A 19,199-nucleotide genomic window follows, 5' to 3' on the forward strand; every position below is an offset into this window, starting at 1 on the left:
AGGAACGACCACCGACAGAACCGGGAGGCCGGCCCGGCGTGTCGTCACCAGGACACGTGCAGCGGACGGCCCTCGTCGTAGCCGGCGCTGCTCTGCAGCCCGACGACGGCGCGGTCGTGGAACTCCGCGATGCTGCGCGACCCGGCGTAGGTGAAGCTCGAGCGGACGCCGGCGGTGATGCCGTCGAGCAGGTCCTCGACGCCGGGACGCTCGGGGTCCAGGAACATCCGCGAGGAGCTGATGCCCTCCTCGAACAGCGCCATGCGGGCGCGGTCGAAGCCGGCGGCGTCCTTGGTGCGGTTGGAGACGGCGCGGGCCGAGGCCATGCCGAACGACTCCTTGTAGGCGCGGCCGTCGGCACCGACGAGCAGGTCACCGGGGCTCTCGTAGGTGCCGGCGAACCAGGAGCCGATCATCACGCTGGCCGCGCCCGCGGCGAGCGCGAGGGCGACGTCGCGCGGGAACCGCACGCCGCCGTCGGCCCACACGTGGGCGCCCAGCTCGCGGGCGGCCGCGGCGCACTCCAGGACGGCGGAGAACTGCGGACGTCCGACGCCGGTCATCATGCGCGTGGTGCACATGGCGCCGGGGCCGACGCCGACCTTGACGATGTCCGCGCCGGCCTCGACGAGGTCGCGTGCGCCGGCGGCCGAGACCACGTTGCCCGCCGCCACGGGGATGCGACGGCCGGTGGACGCCTCGTGGGCGTCGCGCGCGGCCACGACGACCGGGAGCGCCTCGAGCATCTTGGCCTGGTGGCCGTGGGCGGTGTCGACCACGAGCACGTCGACCTCCATGGCCAGCAGGGCCTCGGCCTTGGCCCGGACGTCGCCGTTGATGCCGACCGCGGCACCCACGACGAGGCGGCCCTGCGGGTCGACCGCGGGGGTGTAGATGGTGGAGCGCAGCGCGCCCTTGCGGGTCACGACGCCGGCCAGCACGCCGCCGTCGATGACCGGGGCCAGCTCGAGGTGGCGGCTGGTCAGGTCGGCGAAGTAGTCGCGCGCCTCGCGGCCGGCCTCGAAGGTCGGGACGTCGGTGCTCATGACCTCGTGCACCTGGGTGAAGCGGTCGACCTCGGCGCCGTCGCGCTCGGTGACGACGCCCAGCACCTTGCCGTCCTCGACGACCACGGCGGCACCGTGTGCTCGCTTCGGGATCAGGCTCATCGCCTCGCCGACCGTGGTGGACGGCGCGAGCGTCACCGGGGTCTCGTAGACGGGGTGGGACGCCTTGACCCGCTCGACCGTCGACTGGACGACGTCCAGCGGGATGTCCTGGGGGATGATCGCGATGCCGCCGCGCCGGGCGACCGTCTCGGCCATGCGGCGGCCCGAGATCGCGGTCATGTTGGCCACGACCAGGGGCAGGCTGGTGCCCGTGCCGTCGCTGGTGGCCAGGTCGACGTCGAAGCGGCTGGTGACGTCGGAGCGCGCCGGCACCATGAAGACGTCGTTGTACGTCAGGTCGTGGGACGGCTGCAGGTCGTTGAGGAACTTCACCGCGCAAGGATACGCGGCGCCACCCAGCCGCCGGACGCCTCAGGCCCCGGGCTCGACCGCCGGCGAGAACTTGGGCACGCGCATCGTCACCTTCGTGCCGAGACCCGGCGCGGTCTCCACGACGATGCCGTACTCGTTGCCGTAGACCGTGCGCATCCGCTCGTCCACGTTGCCCAGGCCGACCGAGTCGGTGGCGGTCTGACCGCTCAGCGCGCGGCGGACGGTCTCGGCCTCCACGCCGACCCCGTCGTCCTCGATCGTGATGACGCACTCGGCGCCCTCGTCCAGCGCCTCGACGGTGACCGTGCCGGTGCCGGGCTTGGCGGCCAGCCCGTGCCGGACGGCGTTCTCGACCAGCGGCTGGACGCACAGGAACGGCAGCGTCACGTTCAGCACCTCGGGCGCGACCCGGGTGACGACGCGCAGCCGGTCGCCGAACCGGGCCTTCTCCAGGACGAGGTACTGCTCGATCGAGCGCAGCTCCTCGGCCAGCGTCGTGAAGTCGCCGTGCCGGCGGAAGGAGTAGCGGGTGAAGTCGGCGAACTCGAGCAGCAGCGAGCGGGCCCGCTCGGGGTCGGTGCGGACGAACGAGGCGATCGCGGCGAGCGAGTTGTAGACGAAGTGCGGCGAGATCTGGGCCCGCAGCGCCCGCAGCTCGGCGGCCATGAGGGCGGTGCGCTGCTGGTCGAGCTCGGCCAGCTCGAGCTGCCCGCTCATCCAGCGGGCCAGCTCGGTGGTGGCGCGCAGCACGCCGGCGCGCTCCTCGCCGGCTGCGACGAGCGCGCCGACCACGCGGTCGTCCACCGACAGCGGGGCGACCACCGCGCCCGAGCCGGCCTGCGTGCTGCCGGTCGCGAGCGCCTCGTCGACGAGCGACTGGACGGCCTCCGGGGTCGCGGGACCCACCCAGGCCAGCGGTCCGTCGGGCCCGGCCAGGCCGACCGTCGGGGTGCCCAGCAGGGCGCGGAGGTGGGGCAGGGCGGTGCGGGCGCTGTCGCGCGTCAGGCCCGAGCGCAGGGCGGGCGCGGTGAGCGAGACGCGGTGCAGCGTCAGGTACGTCGCCCGGTCGGCGGGGGAGCCGAGCGCCTGGCCACGCACGGCGAGCCGGCGGCGCACGAGCAGCAGCGCGAGCACGAGGACGAGCGCCACGCCGAGCGCGAGCAGCACCTCGGTCATGGGCTCAGCGGAAGTCGAGCAGCAGGGTGTCCGGCGGCGGGGCCTGCTCGGGCAGGGCGGCCTTGTCGACGCGGGCGCGCACGGCCGTCGTGGAGTGGCGCAGCCGCAGGAAGCCGGTGTGCTCGGCGTAGGTGCGGAACAGCGTGTGCACCTCGGCCAGGGCCGCCTCGCCCCGGCTGCGGTCCATCGTCTCGCGGGCGAACGCGATGAGGCCGGCCAGGTCGAGCTTCTCCCAGGCCGCGAACGTCTCGGTCTCGGCGTCGTGGAACAGGCCGGACGCCGCGAGGGTGTCGGCGGTCGGCACCGGGCTGGGGGCGACGCCGACGATCTCGCGCAGGCGGCGCAGCCACGGGATCGAGTCGTCGTAGGCGTGCGAGACGGTGGAGACGACGCCGGACGGACGCAGGACGCGGGCGTACTCGGCCAGCGCCACCGGGGCGTCGTGCAGGTCGGGGACGACGACGGCGTCGAACGCGTCGTGGACGAAGGGCAGCCGCTCGCCGCCGGCGCGGACGTAGCCGATCAGCTCGTGCTGCACGTGGCGCGCGTCGGGCGAGCAGATGGTGACCTCGTGCCCGAGGTCGGCCAGGCGGTAGGCCAGCGAGCTGTCACCCAGGTGCAGCACGCAGGCCAGCTGGTCGCCGACCAGCCAGTTCGCCACGCGTCCGCCCGAGCTGCTCACCCTGCGAGGGTACCGGCCGGCGGGACGTGCCCAGGTACGCTGCGGGGCGTGTCAAGCCCCTCCTCGTCCGCCTTCGCCGTCGCAGCCGCCCTCGAGGGCGTCCCGTCCGCCTTCGTGGCGACGCGCGACGGCATCGACACCCTGCTGCGCGACCGAGGACTGCGCCGCAGCACGCCCGAGGACACCGCCGAGTCGCTGCTGCGCGGGGCCGTGGCCACGGCCCGGCTCGAGGGGGCCGAGGGCGACGACGAGACGCTGCGCGCCGGTGGTGGCGACGCCACGGCTCGCGGCGCGGTGCTGCTGTCGACCGAGCTGCTCGGGCTCGCGGCCCCGTGGCGCACCGCTCCGCTGCAGGCCGTCGCCCGCATGCACGCCCTGGCCGCCACCGGCACGCTGCCCGACGCCGAGCGCGGACGTCCGGCCACGCCCGAGGGCGCGCGCCGGCTGACCTGGCTCGCCCAGGCGGTGCAGGCGTCCGGCGAGGTCCCGGGCCTCGTGGTGGCCGCGCTCGTGCACGCCGAGATCGCGACCGCCGGTGCGTTCGGCTCGCACAACCGCGTCGTGGCGCGGGCCGCCGAGCGGCTGGTGCTGGTCGTGCGCGGGGTCGACCCGGCCTCGCTCGTGGTGCCCGAGGCCGGCCACGCGGCCGAGCCCGAGGGGTACGCGGGCGCCCTGGCGGCGTACGAGCGCGACGCCGCCTCGCTCCACGCGGGCGACCCGGGACCGGGCGTGCACCAGTGGCTCCTCTACGCGAGCCAGGCGTTCGCGCGGGGCGCGGAGGCGAGCCCGGTCGCTCGCTGACCCGGACGTTGGACGGCGCCGCCTCCGCGTAGGTGGCGACGCCGTCGTTAACGCAGCAGCTGGACCATGCGTGCACTTCGTCGTCGTACGTCGCCACGGGGCCGGCTCGGCGAAAGGGAGGCCGGGTGTCCCGCAGTCGACAGCCCTATAGGACGGGAGATCGCCGCGGTGGTTCGCAGGGTGCTGCGTCGCTGTGGAGTTGTTGCTGACTCCGTTCTACGCCTGTGACCGGCGTCACACAAGGCCTACCGGGTCGTAGGTTCAGCGATCGCGACGACGCAGCACGAGCGAGGCGGCGACGCCCACCAGCGCGCTGGCGACGACTCCCGCGGCGGCCAGGCGGGCGCGTCGCGACAGGCCGATCCGGCGGCGCAGCGCGACGGGCCGGGCGAAGGTCAGCACCGGCCACCCGTGGGTCTCGGCCGCCCTGCGCAGGGCACGGTCGGGGTTGACCGCGAACGGGTGACCGACGGTCTCCAGCATCGGGACGTCGGTCTCGGAGTCGGAGTAGGCGTAGCACTCGTCCAGGTCGTACCCGCGCTGCTCGGCGAGCTCACGCATCGCGACTGCCTTGTTCGCGGCGTACGCGTAGAACTCGATCTCGCCGGTGTAGCGGCCGTCCTGCTCGACGAGCGTGGTGGCGATGACGTGGTCGGCGCCGAGCATCGCGCCGATCGGCTCGACGACCTCCGACCCGGACGCCGAGACGATCACGACGTCGCGCCCGGCGGCCCGGTGGTGCTCGACGAGCTCCACCGCCTCCTCGTAGACGAGCGGGTCGATGATCTCGTGCAGCGTCTCGGCGACGGCCTGGCGGACGACGTCCACGTCCCAGCCGGTGACCAGCTGGGTGAGGTAGCCGCGCATCTTCTCGAGCTGGTCGTGGTCGGCGCCGCTGACGGCGAACACGAACTGCGCGTAGGCGCTGCGCAGCACGGCGCGGCGGTTCAGCAGGCCGCCGTCGAAGAACGGGCGGCTGAAGGCGAGGGTGCTCGACTTGGCGATGATCGTCTTGTCGAGGTCGAAGAACGCGGCGGACCGGGTCACGCGGCCAGCCTAGGGGGTCGCGTCCCGCGCCGGTGCGTCCACACGTCCGGGGGTCGTCCTCGACCGTCCACAGGCGCGGCGGCCGGGCATGGTGGCGGTCGGTGCGCAGCGCGACGGTCGAGCCATGGACGACCTCGCCCGCCCGCTCGTGGTGACCGCCGACGACCGCCTGCTCGACCAGGTGCTGCGGCTGTGCGCGGCCGTCGGGGTGACGCCGACCGTCGCGTCCGACGCGCGCTCCGCGGCGAGGGCCTGGCGCACGGCGGGCTTCGTCGTGGCCGGTGGTGACGCGCTCGGCGACCTCGCCCGCGCGGGGCTGGGCCGGCGGGCCTCGGTGTTCGTGGCCACGACCGGCGACGCGTCCTACGCGGAGGCCTTCGCGCTGGGGGCCGAGCTCCTGCTGACGCTGCCGGCGGACGAGGACCGCGCGGTCGAGGCCTTCGGCGCCGCGACCGAGGGACGCGGCGAGGCGTGCGTCGTCTCGGTGGCGGGGGCGTGCGGCGGTGTCGGGGCGTCCACCCTGGCCGGGGTGCTCGCCCTGACCGCAGGACGCCGCGGGCTCCGCACGCTGCTGCTCGACGCCGACGAGCTCGGCGGCGGCCTCGACCTGCTGCTCGGGCGCGAGGACCACGAGGGCCTGCGCTGGGGCGACGTCGACGCGACCCCCGGGCGGCTCAGCGGCGAGTCCCTGCGCCGGGTGCTGCCGTCCCACGACGACGTCTGGGTGCTGTCCTGGGGCCGTGACGGCACGGGGTCCGCCGACCCCGCGGCGATGGCCGCCGTGCTCTCCGCCGCGGCCCGTTCGTTCGACCTCGTGGTGGTCGACCTGCCCCGTCGGCTCGACGCCTGGTCGTCCGCCGCGCTCGCGCGCAGCACGCTCGCGGCGGTCGTCGTGCCGGGCGAGGTGCGTGGGCTGGCCGGAGCCGCCCGCCTCCTGGCCGGCGTCCGCACGACGGCTCCGGCCACGGGGGTGCTGGTGCGCACCCGTCCTCGCGGGCTGGACGTGGCCGCCGTCGCGGAGGCGGTGCAGGTGCCGGTGCTCGGCCGGCTGCGCGACGACCGCCGGCTCGCGGCGTCGGTCGACCTGGGTGACGGACCCGGCCGCTCGCGCACCCACCGGCGGTGCGCGCACGCCCTGCTCGAGGCGGTCGGGCTGAGGAGCGAGCGGTGACCGGCGGGCTGCCGGCCGCGGTCGTCGACCGGGTCCGCGAGCGGCTGGCGGCGCGGGCGCTCGAGCCGACGGCCGAGTCGGTGGCCGAGGTCCTGCGCGACGAGCGCCGGCTGGTCGGCGACGGAACCGTGCTGGCCCTGGCCGATCAGCTGCGGCAGGAGTCGCTCGGTGCCGGTCCGTTGGAGCCGCTGCTGCGGCGACGCGGGGTCACGGACGTCCTGGTGAACCAGCCCGGCGAGGCGTACGTGGACGCCGGGTCCGGGCTGGAGCGGGTGCCGGTGGCCCTGCCCGACGAGCCGGCGGTGCGTCGGCTCGCCCAGCGTCTCGCCGCGCTCGGTGGCCGGCGGCTCGACGACGCCAGCCCGTACGTCGACTGCCGCCTTCCCGACGGCACCCGGTTCCACGCCGTGCTCGCCCCGGTCGCGCGGCCGGGCACCACCCTGTCCCTGCGCGTCCCGGCACGCACGGCGTTCACGATCGACGACCTGCGTGCCGGCGGCAGCCTGACCGAGCCGGGCGAGCGGGTCGTCCGGGCACTGGTCGAGCAGCGCCTGGCCTTCCTCGTCAGCGGCGGCACGGGATCGGGCAAGACGACGCTGCTGGCCACGCTGCTCGGGCTCGTCCCGCCGTCGGAGCGGCTGGTGCTGGTCGAGGACGCCACCGAGCTGCGGCCGGCGCACCCGCACGTGGTCGGGCTGGAGGCGCGGCCGGCCAACGTCGAGGGCGCCGGCGAGGTCGCCGTGCGCGACCTGGTGCGCCAGGCGCTGCGCATGCGTCCGGACCGCCTGGTCGTGGGCGAGGTCCGGGGTGCCGAGGTCGTCGACCTGCTGGCGGCACTGAACACCGGGCACGAGGGCGGTGCCGGGACGCTGCACGCCAACGCATCCGCCGACGTGCCCGCCCGGCTCGAGGCGCTCGCGCTCGCGGCCGGGCTGCCGCGCGAGGCCCTGCACGCGCAGCTGGCCTCGGCCGTCGACGCGGTGCTCCACGTCGGCCGCGACCCCGACGGCCGGCGCCGGCTGCAGGAGGTCGCGGTGCTGCGCCGTGACCGCGACGGGCTCGTGCAGGCCTGTCCGGCCCTGTCCTTCGGGCCCGGCGGCGAGCCCGAGCACGGTCCCGGGTGGCCGTGGCTGGAGGAACGGCTGCGATGGCTCTGACGTCCGGCCTGCTCCTCGCTCTGGCGCTCTGCCTGGCCCGACCGCCGGCGCGCGTGGTCCTGCTCGCCCGCTCACCGGCGCGGGAGGGGCGTGCCCTCCCGGCCTGGCGCCCGCGGACGCCGCCGCTACCGGCGCTCCTCGTCGTCCCGGTCACGGCGTGGCTGGCCGGGGTGGCGCTGCCGCACGTGCTCGTCGCGGTGACGGTCACCGCGACCGCCGCCGTCGTGGTCCGGCTCCACCGCGCCGGACGGCGCCGGAGCCGGGCGGCGTCGACCCGCCGCGAGGTCGCCGAGGCGATGGACGTGCTCGCCGCCCAGGTCCGTGCCGGGCTGGGGCCGGCCCGCGCCGTGGGGGCCGCGTCCGAGGACCTCCCGTGGCTCGCCCCCGTGGCCGGGGTGGCCGCGGTGGGCGGCGACGTCCCCGCCGCCTTGCGCACGTCCGCGGCTCGCCCGGGGGCTGGAGCGCTCGGGTCCCTCGCCGCCGCCTGGGCGGTCGCCGAGCGTTCGGGCGCGCCCCTGGCGGACGTGCTGGAGCGACTCGGTGACGGGGTGCGGGCCGACCTGGAGGTCCACCGCGAGGTCGAGGCCGCCGTCGCGCCCGCTCGCGCCACGTCCCGCCTGCTCGCCGGCCTGCCGGTGCTGGGGCTCGGCCTCGGTGGCTCCCTGGGCTCCGACCCGGTCCACGTCCTGCTCCACACCGTGCCGGGCTCGCTCTGCCTGGTCCTCGGCGTCGGCCTGTCGCTGCTCGGCCTGCTGTGGGTAGACCGGCTGGTCGAGGGGGCGCAGCCGTGATCCCCGCGCTGCTGCTCGGTCTCGCCGCCGCGCTCTCCTGGCCCCCGACCGCGCGGCGCCGATGGGCCCGTCTGGCCAGGCCGGACGATCTTGGGTGGCGGGCCTCGGTGGACCCCGTGCTGGTCGCCCGGCTGCTCGCCGCCGTGGGGGCGCTCGTCCTCCTCGGCACGCCGTGGGGACTGCTTGCCGCACCCGTCGCGGCGCTGGTCGCGGGGCGGATGGTCCACCGGCTCGAGCCGGCGGCAGTGCGACGGCGGGCCGAGGCCGTGCGCCGCACGCTGCCGGACGCGCTCGACCTGCTGGCCGCCGCCATGCGGGCCGGGCACCCGGCCGAGGTCGCCCTCGCCTCGGTCGCGGCGTCCGTGGGCCCGCCGCTGGCCGACGAGCTGGGTGTGGCCTCGTCCCGGCTCGCGGTCGGGGTCGAGCCGTCCGCCGTGTGGCAACGGCTGCGGCAGGAGCCGGGCCTCGACGGTCTGGGCCGGGCGTTCGCGCTGGCCGAGCGTTCGGGCATGCCGGTGGCGCGGCTGCTGGAGCGGGCCGCCGACGACGCCCGGCGCGAGCGCTCCGCCGCGGCGGCCGGCGTGGCCCGGGCCGTCGGCGTGCGCACGGCGGCGCCCCTGGGGCTGTGCTTCCTGCCCGCGTTCTTCCTGGTGGGCGTGGCGCCGACCGTCATCGGCGCGCTGTCCGGGCTCCTGCCCTGACGTCCACAGCGCCCGCCGTCCGCCGAGCACGTCCACAGCGGCGGCGGCCGGTCGCAGATCACGGGCCCGCGCCGCCCATGTTCTCCACGAAAGCTCCACCACTTCCAGGAGGAACCATGAAGAACACCCTGCACCGCCTGCGTCAGCGTCGCGACGAGCTCGGCATGACCACCGCCGAGTACACCGTCGGCACGCTGGGCGCCTGCACCGTCGGTGGCGTGCTCGTGAAGATCGGCCAGAGCGAGTGGTTCGGCGACCTCGTCAAGGACGTCATCGGCAAGATCCCCGACCTGCTGCCGTTCTGACCCGTCCGGGCCGGGCGGCCGCGCGGCCGCCCGGCCCCTCCTTCGTGAGGAGCGCCCATGTCCCACCGCCTGCACCACTCGCGCCGCCGCGACGAGCTCGGCATGACGACCGCCGAGTACGCCGTGGGCACGCTCGGAGCCGCCACCGTCGGGGTGTGCGGCTTCAAGGTGATCGTGCCCTCGATCGAGCGCCTGCTCCGTGACCCGCCGCCCGGGGTCGTCCGCGACCTCATCGGGCTGTTCGGCTGGCTCGACCTCACCCGGCTGTTCCCGTGGTGAGCCGCGAGCGCGGCATGGTGACCGCCGAGACGGCGGTCCTCGCGCCGTTCGCCCTCGTGGTCGGCCTGCTCCTCGTCTGGGTCGTGTCGCTCGGAGTCACCCAGGTGCGGCTGGTCGACGCGGCGCGGGAAGGAGCCCGTGTGGCCGCTCGCGGCGAGGACCCGGACGCGGCACGGTCGGCGGCCGAGCGGGTCGGTCCCGACCACGCGTCCGTCGAGCTCGACGAGAGCGACGGGGTCGTGACGGTCACGGTGAGCGCCGAGTCCGGGCCGCCGGTGCCCTTCCTGCGCCGGATGGGCCGGCACGAGCTGGAGGCCACCGCCGTGGCCGCGGTGGAGGACCCGTGAGCCGTCGTCACGCGGGGGAGCGCGGCTCGGCGACGGTGCACGCCCTGGGAGCCGGTGCGGTGCTGAGCCTGGTCGCGCTGCTGGCGCTGCAGGTCGCGCTGCTGATCGGCACCCGGCACGCCGCCGCGTCCGCGGCCGACCTCGCCGCCCTGGCCGGCACCCAGGCCGCCGCGGCCGGGCAGGAGCCGTGCCCCGCCGCGGAGGCGGTGGCCGAGCGCAACGGAGCCCGGCTGCTGCAGTGCGAGGCCGACGTCGAGGTCGTGACCGTGCGCGTCCGCCGGGTCACCCGCACCGGATGGGGGCAACGCGTCGGGTTCGAGTCCGACGCCCGGGCGGCTCCGGTCGACTACGTCGTGCCGGGCGGCTGAGCGCTCAGTCCAGGACCTTGCGGATCTCCTCGGCGGTGAGCGGCACCCACGGGGACGCGTCGGGGTTCGACTCCGACACCTCCGGGTGGTCGGCCTCGGTCCACCACTTGGCGCGGTACGGCACGCCGTCGACCAGGACGCGGGCGCCCTGGCGGTAGACGCCGGTGCGCGACCACTCGGGGTAGGTGCCCGCCGGCAGCGTCTGCTTCGGCGCCGGACGGTCACCGGGCAGCACGGGTCCGAGCAGCTGCCACGGCGTCTGCTCGGCCGTGGCCACCGGGTCGTCGGGCAGGTCGCCGCTGGTCCACCACTTGGCCTCGTAGACCTGGCGGTGCCAGACGACCTTGGTGCCCTCGGGGTAGGCCGCCTCCTCGTTCCAGATGCGGTACGGGCTGGTCTCGGGATCGTCGACGAGTTCGTCGTCGCTCGGCGCCTTCGTGGTGGCGGTCGGCTCCGGCGTGGGCTCGGTCGTGGCCGGGGCGCGGTCGTCGCCGGACCCGGCGCCCGCGGCCAGCACCTCGGCGAAGGTCTCGCCGTCCTGGGCGACGCCGCTGCAGGCGTCGGAGACGACGTGCGTGTCGGGGTAGTTGACGCCGCAGGCGCGGTCGCGGTTCAGCGACCACAGCGAGACCCGGCCGACGCCGAGGTCGTCGGCGAGCGTCGCCAGCTCGCGGGCGTCGTCGAGCGTCACCACGTCGGAGCGCACGTCGTTCTGCCCGGCCATGGGGGTCATGCCGACGTGCTTCCATACGCCGCCGACCGGCTTCACGCCGGCCGCGTCGAAGGCGTCGCCGAGCTGGTCGTGCACGGCGTCGAGGGTGCGCTCGGTCGCCTCCGGCATCGTCTCGCCGCTCTCGCGGCTCCCGCCGTAGTTCATCGTCATGGCGTTGACGCCCGTCAGGTCGACACCGGCGGCGAGCGTGTCCCGGACGACGGTCAGCCCGTCCTCGGTCAGGCCGGCCGTCGCGGCGGGCAGGGTCAGCCACACGTCCAGCGGACGGTCCGCCTTCGCGCGCTCGGCCTGCAGCGCGGCCAGGGCGGTCGAGCGACGCGCGCTGGCCTCGTGGTCGGCGAGGTCGTCGTCCTCGACGTCCAGGTCGACCGTGTCGAGGTCGTAGCGCTCGACGACCGCCCGGTAGGCGGCGAGCAGCTTCGCCGGGTCCTTGCACGACGTGGCCAGCTCGTCGTTCACCAGACCGCCGAACGAGACGGTCGCGTCGCCGCCGCGCTCGCGCAGCAGCGCCACGCGCCGGTCGAGGTCGAGCTCGGCCGCCGCCTCGTCGAGGTCGTGGAACCCGCCCCAGGTCGGCGTGCACGGCTCCTCGGGGTCGGCCACCACGAACGACAGCACGACGTCCTTGGTGGCGTCGGACTCCGGGCTCTCGAACGCGTACGTCGGGGTCGCGGTGACGTCGACGTAGCCCGAGAAGGTCGAGCTCACGTCGTCACCGCGCAGGGCGGTCAGCTCGGCGCGCCAACGGTCGGCCCCGAGCACCGCGACGACCAGCACGCCGACCACGCCGAGCGCCACGAGCACGCGGACCCAGGAGAGCCGGTGTCCGTCGGGGATCATGCGTGCACCTCGTCGCGGTCGGTGTCCCGGTCGCCGTCGCGGTCCGGGTCGGTGGGGGTCTCGGTGTCGACGTCGGCGGCGGCGTGACGCGGCCGCGGCGGACGGCGTCGCTCGCTCGAGCCGTGGTACAGCGCCGAGCGCCAGTCCAGGCCGTCGTCGCCGTCGGAGCCGGACGTCTCGGCCTTGCGCGGCACGAAGAACCAGTGCAGCAGCGCGGTGAGGACGTCCACGACGGCCGGCCCGACGCCGATGAGCGTGACGATCGCGTAGACGGTCAGCACGCAGTTCAGCGCCAGGAAGAACGCGGTGAGCCAGTTCTGGTGCTCGACCTCGCGCCACAGCAGGAAGCCCCACAGCAGCGCCACGAGGATCGGCATGACGATCGACCACGCGGGCGCCGCGGTGCGGTTGCGCACCTTGGGCGTGCGGGCGAACGGGATCTTCTGGCCGCTGAGCGCCTGGCTCAGCGACTTCAGCACGCCGGACAGGTTGACCGACAGCAGCACCAGGTTGAAGCCGTAGATGCGCAGCACGTCCGTGCGCTTGTAGCCGCAGGTGTGCAGGTCCGAGGCCATCGCCAGGAAGTACGGCACGCCCATCAGCACGACGAGCGGGCTGAGCAGCCGCTGGTCGTAGGGGAACAGCAGCAGGAACAGCAGGCCGACGGTCGCCCAGGTGATGGACGCCATGTAGTTCACCCGCAGCGCCAGCTCCATGAACGTCATGGGCAGGCCGCTGGACTTGCGGATCTTCGCCTGGCGCCAGAGCTTGGGCAGGATCAGCAGGCCGCCGTTGGCCCAGCGACGGCGCTGGACGACCAGCGAGCCCCAGTCCGGCGGGGTGGCGCTGTAGCTGAGCCGCTCGGGGTAGTTCACCAGGCGCCAGCCGTGCATCGCGATGTCGATGCTGGACTCGGTGTCCTCGATGACCGTGCGGTCCTGGATGTAGCGGTGCACGCGCCGGCCCTGCTCGACCGTGCTGACCTGGATGTCCTCCAGCGCCGCGCGGCGGATGAGCGCGTTGGCGCCGACCCAGAACGTCGCGTCGTACGCGGTGAAGCCCTGGTGCTGGATGTGCTGCAGGTCGGTGGTGGCACCGGACAGCCGCTCGAGCCGGGTGGGGGCGCCGCGGTAGGCCGAGTACGGCGTCTGGATGACGGCGACCCGCTCGTTGCCCGGCTGCTCCATCTCGTGCAGCAGCCGCAGGCAGTACTCGGGCAGCAGGATCGAGTCGGCGTCCAGGGTCAGGACGTACGGGGTCATCGGGACGCTGAGCGTGTGCGGCCCCGGGCCGCTGGCCGGGTAGAGCATGACGCCCTCGGGCGTGTTCTCGGCGTCGTAGGAGCCGCCCATGAGGCCGAGGTACGCGTTGAGGTTCATCGCCTTGTTCGACTCGTGCGACAGCGACGCGTACTTCTTGCGCTCGAAGACGTCCATGTCGGCCGAGAAGATCCAGACCAGGCGGCGGTACAGGTCGAGCGTGCGGTGGGGTCCGGGCGGCTCGCCGGCCGCGATCGCCGCCTCGACGGCGTCGGCGGTCAGGGCGAGGTCGTCGGCGAGCGAGAGCAGCACCTGCTCGACGAAGAAGTCCGACACGTGGTCGGGACGCTCCTCGGCCTCGGCCATGTCGGTGAGCCAGGAGACGGCCCAGCGGTAGTGCTCGAGCATCTCGACGTGGTCGCGGGGCTCGACGGCGACGGTCTGGTCGAACTCGGCGGTGCGGCGGAACAGGGCCGCCTCGAACCGGGTGCGGGGCACCGACAGCGCCGCCTCGATCTGCGAGGGCAGCAGGCGGGTGGCGGCCAGGCGCTCGCGCGCGACCGGGTCGGACGGGTTCGGCGGGTCGTCCAGCAGCAGGACGACGCGCAGCGACGGCACCTCCTGCAGGGCAGCCGACCACAGGGTCAGGCGGATGACGTCCGGCTCCTCGGCGTACGACGGGACGAGCGTCGTCACCGCCTGGTGGCCGGACGCGAAGTGCCGCTCGAGCGCGGCCCGCGGCACCCGCTCGTGGTCGCGGAAGCGGCGCAGCGCCCCGCGACGGGCGACGAGGTACATCACCGAGGAGAAGCCCAGCGAGCTCAGCACGGCGACGAACAGGATCGTCTCCATCGTGTAGCTGAAGCCGCCGAACCCGTGGTCGAGGCGGTTGCGCAGCACCGTCAGGACGAAGTAGGCCAGACCGGCCAGGATCGTGGCCACGACGGCGGCGCCGGCCAGGAGCAGGGACAGGTCGGAGGGTCGCGGGTGCTGCCGCGGACGCGGGCGGGACGACTTCTCGGCGCCCCACTGGCGGCGACGGACGGGCTGCTGCGCGGGCGCGTCGGGCACGGGGGTTCTCCTGACCGGCCCGGATCTCGGGCCTTCGTCAGTCAACGGCCGGAACCGGGCCGGGACAACCGTTTTCGCTCGATCGTGGAGTGATTGTGGCCTCGTTGTGGAGAGGTCGGGACCTACGTCCCGGTGCCGCCCACCCGGACGAGTCACGCGGACGTGGCCGGGACGGGTGCCTCGGCGAGGAAGAGGTCCAGCAGGCGGACGGCCGCCGCCTTGTCGAGCGGGTCGTTGCCGTTGCCGCACTTGGGCGAGTAGACGCACGACGGGCACCCGTCGGCGCACTCGCAGGCGAGCACCGCGTCGCGGGTCACGCTCAGCCACTGCCGGGCGACCTCGAAGCCGCGCTCGGCGAACCCGGCGCCGCCGGGGTGGCCGTCGTAGACGAACACGGTCAGCGTGCCCGTGTCCGGGTGGTGCGCGGTGGACAGCCCGCCGATGTCCCAGCGGTCGCACGTGGCGAGCAGCGGGAGCAGCCCGATCGCCGCGTGCTCGGCGGCGTGGGCCGCCCCGGGCACGTCCGTGGCGTCCAGGTGCGCGGCGACGGTGGCCGGGTCGAGCGTCCACCACACCGCCTTGGTCGGCAGCGTGTGCGCGGGCAGGTCGAGCGGCTCCTCGCCGAGGATCTCGCCCGACCCCGTGCGTCGGCGCAGGAACGAGACCACCTGGTTGGTGACCTCGACGTCGCCGACGCTGATGCGCGCGGCGCCCCAGTCGTGCGTGCGGTCCTCGCGGACGACGCGCACCTCCGTGGTGCTGCGGGCGGTGGTCGAGTACGGCGGGTCCTCGCGGTGCACGGCGGCGACGCCGAGCTCGAGGTCGTAGTCGTCGACGACCCAGGTCTCGCCCTGGTGGACGTAGACGGCGCCGGTGTGGACGGTCGTGTCGGCCGAGCCGGCGTCGACGGTGCCGACGAGTCGTCCGGTGGCGCCGTCGACGATCTGCACGGGGCTGCCCCCGCTGCCGCGCAGGTCGGCCAGGTCGGCAGCCCGGTCGCGTCGGGTCCAGTACCAGGCGTCCTGGCGCCGGCGCAGCCAGCCGGCCTCGGTCATCGCGGCGACGCCCTCGGCCGCCCGCGGGCCGAACAGCGCGAGGTCGGGCTCGGTCAGCGGCACCTCCTGGGCCGCGGCGGCCAGGTGCGGGCCCAGGACGTACGGGTTGTCGGGGTCGAAGACGCTCGCCTCGACCGGGGCGCCGAGCAGCGCCTCGGGGTGGTGGACGAGGAACGTGTCGAGCGGCTCGTCGCGGGCGATCATGACCCCGAGCGCGGGACGTCCGGCGCGTCCGGCGCGGCCCAGCTGCTGCCACAGCGCGGCGCGGGTGCCGGGATAGCCGACGGTGACGACGGCGTCCAGGCCCGAGACGTCGATGCCGAGCTCGAGCGCGTTCGTGCTGGCCAGGGCCATGAGCTCGCCGCTGCGCAGCTGGCGCTCGAGGGCGCGACGGTCCTCGGGCAGGTAGCCGCCGCGGTAGGTGGCGACGCGGGTGGCCAGGTCGGGGTCGACGTCGGCCAGGCGCTGCTGCGTGCCCAGCGCGACGGACTCGGCCCCGCGCCGCGACCGGACGAACGCCAGCGAGCGCGTGCCGCCGACCACGAGGTCGGTGAGCAGGTCGGCCGCCTCGGCACCGGCCCCGCGGCGCGACGGCGGGGTGCCGTCGTCGCCCCCGATCAACGGCGGCTCCCACAGCGCGACCGTCGTCTCGGGGTGCGGCGAGCCGTCGTCGGTCACCGCGGTCACGTCCAGCCCGGTGAGCCGCGAGGCGAATCCGTCGGGGTCGGCGATCGTGGCCGATGCCAGGACGAACGTCGGGCTCGCGCCGTGGTGCGCCGCGACCCGCCGCAGCCGGCGCAGGACGTGAGCCACGTGCGCGCCGAAGACGCCCCGGTAGTGGTGGCACTCGTCCACGACGACGTACTGCAGCCCGCGCAGGAAGCGCGACCACCGCTGGTTGCCCGGCAGCAGCACCCGGTGCAGCGTGTCGGGGTTGGTGAGCACGTAGTCGGCGTGGTCGCGCGCCCAGGTGCGCTCCTCGCGGGTGTTGTCGCCGTCGACGGTGGCGGCCTTCACCAGGTGCCGCATCGCCCCGAGCCCGAGCAGCTGGTCGGCCGCCAGCGCCTTGGTGGGGGAGAGGTAGAGGACGGTCGGGCGGCGCCGGGCGAGCGGGTCGTCGCCGGTGCGTCCGGCGGCCAGGGCGCTCAGCGCGGGCAGCTGGTAGGCCAACGACTTGCCCGACGCGGTGCCCGTGGCCACGACCACCGAACGCCCGGCGCGGGCCAGGTCGGCCGCCTCGGCCTGGTGCGCCCACAGGTGGGTCAGGCCGCACTCGGCGTAGGCGGCGCGGACGTCGGGGTGGACCCACTCGGGCCAGGCCGCGTACACGGCGTCGCGGGCCGGCAGCACCCGCCGATGGGTGACCCGGTCGGCGTAGCGCTGCAACGGATCCACCGCACCATTCTCCCAGACCGGACCAGCGCGGGACGCTCGACGGGCCGCCGTCGCGGGGGCGTGGTTGAATGCCACCTGACGAGGAGGTGCGATGGAGCTGTCGCTGACGTCCCGGGCCGAAGGACCGTTCGAGGTTCTCGCCGTGGGTGGAGAGATCGATGTGTACACGGCGCCGAAGCTGCGCGAGGCGATCGTGGCTGCGGTCGACGCCGGGCGGACCCGCCTGATCATCGACGTGGAGCAGGTCGACTTCCTCGACTCCACGGGCCTGGGCGTGCTGGTCGGTGCGCTGAAGCGGGTCCGTGGCGAGGGTGGCTCGCTCGACATCGTGTGCACCCACGAGCGCATCCTCAAGATCTTCTCGATCACCGGCCTGGACAAGGTCTTCGGCCTGCACGACTCCGTGCCGGCTGCGGTCTCCTCGCACGACGCCTGAGACAGTGGACGGGTGCTGAGCCCGTCCCACACCGCGTCCCTCCGGTCCGCCCTCGAGGCGTCCGGCTTCACCGTCGACGGCGTCTACGCCGTCCTGGGCGACGAGGCGCACCGCGCCCTGAGCCGCAACCAGACGGTCCCCGCGCTGCGCGCCACCGGTGGTGGATCGCCGGTGGAGACGCTGACCCGCCTGTTCTCGCTGCAGGTCGCGGTCCCGCGCGCGCAGGCCGACGCCGCGCTGCCCGGCCTCGTCGACCCGCTCGTCGTCGCCGGGATGCTCGACGCCTCCGCGGGCGAGGTGCGTGCCCTCGTGGACGTGCGCCCGTACGGCGACGAGACCCACGACTGGTGGGTCGTCTGCGACCTCACCCCCGGCCTGACCGGCGCCCTGGGCGCCACGCGCCCCGACTTCGTGCTCGGCATCAGTGAGGCGTCCTCGTCACTGGCCCAGCTGACCCGTCGCGAGCCGGTCGGACGCGTGCTCGACCTCGGCACCGGCTGCGGCGTCCAGGCCCTGCACCTGGCCCAGCACGCCGACGCGGTCGTCGCGACCGACGTCAACCCGCGCGCCCTGGCCATGGCCCGGCTCACGGCGGCGCTCAACGGCGTCGACGTGGACGTCCGCGACGGCAGCCTCTACGAGCCCGTGGCCGGAGAGACCTTCGACCTGATCGCGACGAACCCGCCGTTCGTCATCTCCCCGCCCGACGCCGGCGAGCGCCTGGTCTACCGCGACGCCGGCATGCCCGGCGACGAGATGGTTCGCCGGGTCGTGAGCGGCGCGGCCGAGCGGCTGAACCCCGGCGGCTGGTGCCAGGTGCTGGCCAACTGGGCCCACGTCGACGGCGAGCCGTGGGCGGAGCGGCTGCGCGGCTGGATCGAGCCGGCCGGCCTGGACGCCTGGGTGCTGCAGCGCGAGGTGGCCGACCCGGCGACCTACGTGGAGATGTGGCTGGCGGACGCAGGCCTGCGCACGGGCACCCCCGAGCACGCGGCCCGCTACGAGGCGTGGCTGGACTACCTGGCGGCGCAGCGCGTCTCCGGCGTCGGGTTCGGCTGGCTGAGCCTGCGCAAGGCCGGGTCCGCGCGGCCCGAGGTGCGCGTGGAGGAGTGGACCGGCGAGGTCGCGCAGCCGCTCGCCCCGGCGGTGTCGGAGTGGGCCCGCGCCGTCGACGCCGTCCGCGACGGCGACCTGCTGGGCACGCACTGGCGCGTGGCCCGCGACGTCGTCCAGGAGACCTACGGACCGGTCGGCGCCGACGACCCCGAGGCGATCGTCCTGCACAAGCAGACCGGCGTGCGCCGCACGCGTCGGCTCGACACGATCGGCGCCGGGCTCGTCTCGACCTGCGACGGCGACCTCGCCGCGGGACAGATCCTCGACGCGCTCGCCCAGCTGCTCGACCAGGACGCCGGCGCGCTGCGCGAGCGGTACGCGCCGCTCGTCCGCGACCTCGTCACCGAAGGCTTCCTCACCGCCTGACCCCAGCCCGATTCCACCGAGAAGTGGACGCAGAAGCACGACGATCCCCGTAATCGTGGTGCCTTTGCGTCCACATCTCGGCAGCGCTGGGCTCGGGGGATCCTCAGCAGTCGAGCTGGAGGATCGCCAGGTCGAGCCAGCGGCCGAACTTGGTGCCGACCTCGCTCATCCGCCCAACCTCGCGGAACCCGCGGCGCTCGTGCAGGCCGATCGACAGCGTGTTGGACGCCTCGACCATCGCCACGACGCGGTGCACGTCGGCCGAGCCGTGCGCCTGCGCCAGCAGGGCGTCCAGCAGCGCCGTCGCGAGGCCGTGGCCCTGGTGGTCGGGGTGGACGTAGACGGAGTTCTCGACCGTGTGCCGGTAGCCGCTCTTGGGCCGCCACGGGCCGTACGTCGCGTAGCCGCCGACCACGCCGTCGCGCTCGGCGACGAGGACGGGGAAGCCCGCGGCGCTGCGCTCGGCGAACCACGCCTCGCGGTCGGCCAGGTCGACCGGCGTCTCGTCCCAGATGGCGGTGCTGCTCGCGACCGCCTCGTTGTGGATCGCCAGGATGGCGGGGACGTCGGACGGGGTCGCGGGACGGACGGTCATGCCGCG

Annotated in this window: 19 protein-coding genes; 11 read left to right on the plus strand and 8 right to left on the minus strand. The window is 75.0% G+C overall.

Going from position 1 to position 19,199, the window contains the following annotated elements:
- Nucleotides 1-44 precede the first annotated feature (44 nt).
- From E0W78_RS13510 to E0W78_RS13520, 3 genes are read right to left on the minus strand one after another with little or no spacing between them, the layout of a single operon-like run.
- A complete protein-coding gene (locus E0W78_RS13510; protein WP_131404474.1) occupies nucleotides 45-1,502 on the minus strand; it encodes a GuaB1 family IMP dehydrogenase-related protein in 1,458 nt (485 codons plus the stop codon).
- Nucleotides 1,503-1,541: 39 nt separating this feature from the next.
- Complete coding sequence (locus E0W78_RS13515; protein ID WP_131404475.1) at nucleotides 1,542-2,678, minus strand: histidine kinase; 1,137 nt, start codon at nucleotides 2,676-2,678, stop codon at nucleotides 1,542-1,544.
- Nucleotides 2,679-2,682: 4 nt separating this feature from the next.
- Nucleotides 2,683-3,360, minus strand: coding sequence for a methyltransferase domain-containing protein (locus tag E0W78_RS13520; protein ID WP_131404476.1), 678 nt, complete (start codon nucleotides 3,358-3,360; stop codon nucleotides 2,683-2,685).
- A gap of 48 nt (nucleotides 3,361-3,408) precedes the next feature.
- On the opposite strand from E0W78_RS13520, the gene E0W78_RS13525 reads away from it, so the two are divergent.
- The gene (locus E0W78_RS13525) at nucleotides 3,409-4,161 is read left to right on the plus strand and encodes an oxidoreductase (RefSeq protein ID WP_242686353.1); all 753 of its coding nucleotides are present in this window, start codon (nucleotides 3,409-3,411) and stop codon (nucleotides 4,159-4,161) included.
- A gap of 261 nt (nucleotides 4,162-4,422) precedes the next feature.
- Here the strand turns inward: E0W78_RS13525 and E0W78_RS13530 are convergent, their stop codons facing one another.
- On the minus strand, nucleotides 4,423-5,208 hold the full coding sequence (locus E0W78_RS13530; protein WP_131404477.1) for an HAD family hydrolase: 786 nt from the start codon (nucleotides 5,206-5,208) through the stop codon (nucleotides 4,423-4,425).
- A gap of 124 nt (nucleotides 5,209-5,332) precedes the next feature.
- On the opposite strand from E0W78_RS13530, the gene ssd reads away from it, so the two are divergent.
- From ssd to E0W78_RS13570, 8 genes are all read left to right on the plus strand, one after another.
- Nucleotides 5,333-6,379, plus strand: coding sequence for a septum site-determining protein Ssd (gene ssd, locus E0W78_RS13535; protein WP_165570513.1), 1,047 nt, complete (start codon nucleotides 5,333-5,335; stop codon nucleotides 6,377-6,379).
- Entirely contained in the window at nucleotides 6,376-7,536 is a 1,161-nt protein-coding gene (locus tag E0W78_RS13540; RefSeq protein WP_131404479.1) for a TadA family conjugal transfer-associated ATPase, read from the plus strand. The genes ssd and E0W78_RS13540 overlap by 4 nt, the downstream gene beginning before the upstream one ends.
- Nucleotides 7,527-8,327, plus strand: coding sequence for a type II secretion system F family protein (locus E0W78_RS13545; RefSeq protein WP_131404480.1), 801 nt, complete (start codon nucleotides 7,527-7,529; stop codon nucleotides 8,325-8,327). The genes E0W78_RS13540 and E0W78_RS13545 overlap by 10 nt, the downstream gene beginning before the upstream one ends.
- The gene (locus tag E0W78_RS13550) at nucleotides 8,324-9,028 is read left to right on the plus strand and encodes a type II secretion system F family protein (RefSeq protein WP_131404481.1); all 705 of its coding nucleotides are present in this window, start codon (nucleotides 8,324-8,326) and stop codon (nucleotides 9,026-9,028) included. The genes E0W78_RS13545 and E0W78_RS13550 overlap by 4 nt, the downstream gene beginning before the upstream one ends.
- A gap of 116 nt (nucleotides 9,029-9,144) precedes the next feature.
- Nucleotides 9,145-9,333 (plus strand): DUF4244 domain-containing protein, encoded by a 189-nt coding sequence (locus E0W78_RS13555; RefSeq protein ID WP_019144460.1) that lies wholly within the window; start codon nucleotides 9,145-9,147, stop codon nucleotides 9,331-9,333.
- Between the two features lie 57 nt (nucleotides 9,334-9,390).
- The gene (locus E0W78_RS13560; protein WP_131404483.1) at nucleotides 9,391-9,612 is read left to right on the plus strand and encodes a DUF4244 domain-containing protein; all 222 of its coding nucleotides are present in this window, start codon (nucleotides 9,391-9,393) and stop codon (nucleotides 9,610-9,612) included.
- Nucleotides 9,606-9,959 carry a TadE family type IV pilus minor pilin gene (locus E0W78_RS13565; RefSeq protein WP_131404484.1) on the plus strand — a complete coding sequence of 118 codons (354 nt, stop codon included), beginning with the start codon at nucleotides 9,606-9,608 and terminating at the stop codon, nucleotides 9,957-9,959. Before E0W78_RS13560 ends, E0W78_RS13565 begins: the two co-directional genes overlap by 7 nt.
- Nucleotides 9,956-10,327: an Rv3654c family TadE-like protein gene (locus tag E0W78_RS13570; RefSeq protein WP_131404485.1), complete on the plus strand. Its 372-nt coding sequence runs from the start codon at nucleotides 9,956-9,958 to the stop codon at nucleotides 10,325-10,327. The genes E0W78_RS13565 and E0W78_RS13570 overlap by 4 nt, the downstream gene beginning before the upstream one ends.
- 4 nt (nucleotides 10,328-10,331) lie before the next feature.
- Here E0W78_RS13570 and E0W78_RS13575 read toward each other — a convergent pair whose 3' ends face one another.
- From E0W78_RS13575 to E0W78_RS13585, 3 genes are all read right to left on the minus strand, one after another.
- Entirely contained in the window at nucleotides 10,332-11,900 is a 1,569-nt protein-coding gene (locus tag E0W78_RS13575) for a glycosyl hydrolase family 18 (RefSeq protein ID WP_131404486.1), read from the minus strand.
- Nucleotides 11,897-14,230, minus strand: coding sequence for a glycosyltransferase family 2 protein (locus tag E0W78_RS13580; protein WP_242686354.1), 2,334 nt, complete (start codon nucleotides 14,228-14,230; stop codon nucleotides 11,897-11,899). Before E0W78_RS13580 ends, E0W78_RS13575 begins: the two co-directional genes overlap by 4 nt.
- 152 nt (nucleotides 14,231-14,382) lie before the next feature.
- Nucleotides 14,383-16,680: a DEAD/DEAH box helicase gene (locus tag E0W78_RS13585; protein WP_207392768.1), complete on the minus strand. Its 2,298-nt coding sequence runs from the start codon at nucleotides 16,678-16,680 to the stop codon at nucleotides 14,383-14,385.
- Between the two features lie 91 nt (nucleotides 16,681-16,771).
- Between E0W78_RS13585 and E0W78_RS13590 the strand changes: the two genes are divergently transcribed.
- Together E0W78_RS13590 and E0W78_RS13595 are read left to right on the plus strand one after the other, a co-directional pair.
- A complete protein-coding gene (locus E0W78_RS13590) occupies nucleotides 16,772-17,116 on the plus strand; it encodes an STAS domain-containing protein (protein ID WP_019144467.1) in 345 nt (114 codons plus the stop codon).
- 12 nt (nucleotides 17,117-17,128) lie between these two features.
- On the plus strand, nucleotides 17,129-18,598 hold the full coding sequence (locus E0W78_RS13595) for a class I SAM-dependent methyltransferase (protein WP_131404488.1): 1,470 nt from the start codon (nucleotides 17,129-17,131) through the stop codon (nucleotides 18,596-18,598).
- A 103-nt stretch (nucleotides 18,599-18,701) separates the two neighbouring features.
- Here the strand turns inward: E0W78_RS13595 and E0W78_RS13600 are convergent, their stop codons facing one another.
- On the minus strand, nucleotides 18,702-19,193 hold the full coding sequence (locus E0W78_RS13600) for a GNAT family N-acetyltransferase (RefSeq protein ID WP_131404489.1): 492 nt from the start codon (nucleotides 19,191-19,193) through the stop codon (nucleotides 18,702-18,704).
- Nucleotides 19,194-19,199: the final 6 nt, after the last annotated feature.

It is taken from the genome of Aeromicrobium sp. IC_218 (assembly GCF_004336805.1).
Classification (GTDB): Bacteria; Actinomycetota; Actinomycetes; order Propionibacteriales; family Nocardioidaceae; genus Aeromicrobium.